The organism is Lentzea tibetensis, from assembly GCF_007845675.1.
Lineage (GTDB): Bacteria > Actinomycetota > Actinomycetes > Mycobacteriales > Pseudonocardiaceae > Lentzea > Lentzea tibetensis.
This window is the reverse complement of sequence record NZ_VOBR01000006.1, coordinates 278,300-279,559: the sequence shown is the minus strand read 5'-3', so window position 1 is coordinate 279,559 and position 1,260 is coordinate 278,300. Positions and strand designations below refer to the sequence as shown.

1 protein-coding gene is annotated in these 1,260 nt (G+C 69.0%); it reads left to right on the top strand.

Annotated features, from left to right (window positions below; all coding sequences use genetic code 11):
- Window positions 1-25 precede the first annotated feature (25 nt).
- Window positions 26-1,234, top strand: a complete 1,209-nt coding sequence (locus tag FKR81_RS11860) for a cytochrome P450 (protein WP_146351048.1) — start codon at window positions 26-28, stop codon at window positions 1,232-1,234.
- The last annotated feature ends 26 nt before the right edge of the window (window positions 1,235-1,260 follow it).

The window sequence follows — 1,260 nt, the reverse complement described above, 5'->3', positions numbered from 1 at the left end:
CCCAAGTCCAGAAAGGACGGATATCATGATCACCGAATTCGATGCGTGGGGCGTGGACGAGCGTCAGTTCTGGTTGCGCGGAGCGGTTCCCGACGAGATCGTCGACTACAACGCCGAGGGTCGCATGTGGAACGTCTACGGCCACCCGGAGGCGGTCGGGGTGTTGAGCAACCCGCGGTTGTTCTCCTCGAACCTGATGCGGCTGATGGCCGCGGAGATCGGCGCGGACCCGGAGGAGGCCCAGGCCGGCGAGCTCCTCTATCTCGACCCGCCGCGGCACACCCGGCTGCGCAGGCTCGTCAACCACGCCTTCACGCCGAAGGTCCTCGCCGATCTCGAGCCGAGGATCGCGTCGCTGACCCACGAGCTGTTGGACGCCGCCGCCACCACCGACCGCTTCGAACTGGTCAGCGCCCTCGCTCATCCGCTCCCGGTCATCGTGATCGCCGAGCTGCTCGGCGTGCCCGCGAGCGACCGCGACCTGTTCCGGCGCTGGGCGGAGTCGCTGATCCCGACCACGTCCGAGGACTTCTCGCTGGCCGGCCGGTTCGAGGGCCAGGAAGAGGCCACCGCGGCGACCATGCGGCAGCGCGAGGAGTTCGGCGAGTACCTGAGCGAGTACCTCGAGGACCGGCGCCGGCGCCCGTGCGACGACCTGCTGAGCGGGCTCGTGCACGCCGAGGTGGAAGGAGAACGGCTCAGCGACAAGGAGATCACCACGCTCGCCGACGTGCTGCTGCTGGCCGGGCACCTGACCACCACCATGCTGCTCGGCAACACGATCCTGTGCCTGGACGCGCATCCGGACGAGTTCGCCCGCGTCCGCGCGGACCGATCGCGCCTGCCGGACGTGATCGAGGAGTCGCTGCGGTGTCTGCCACCGTTCGCCGTGACCACGCGGGTGACCACCGCCGAGGCGGAGGTCGGCGGCGTGACGATCCCGGCCGACCAGCTGGTGATGGTCTGGATCGGTGCCGCCAACCGCGATCCGCGGGTCTTCGACGAGCCCGCCGAGTTCCGTCCCGGCCGCGACCCGAACCCGCACCTGACGTTCTCGCGCGGGATCCACTACTGCATCGGGGCCGGCCTGGCCCGGTTGGAGGGGCGCATCGCGCTGAACATCCTGTTCGACCGGTTCCCCGAGATCGCCACCATCCCGGACGAGCCGCCGCAGTTCATCCGCAGTTCCCAGATGCTCAACGCGCACAAGCTCACCCTCGCCGTGTCGTCCTGAGCGGTCTTGAATCGTCCTAAGAGGAG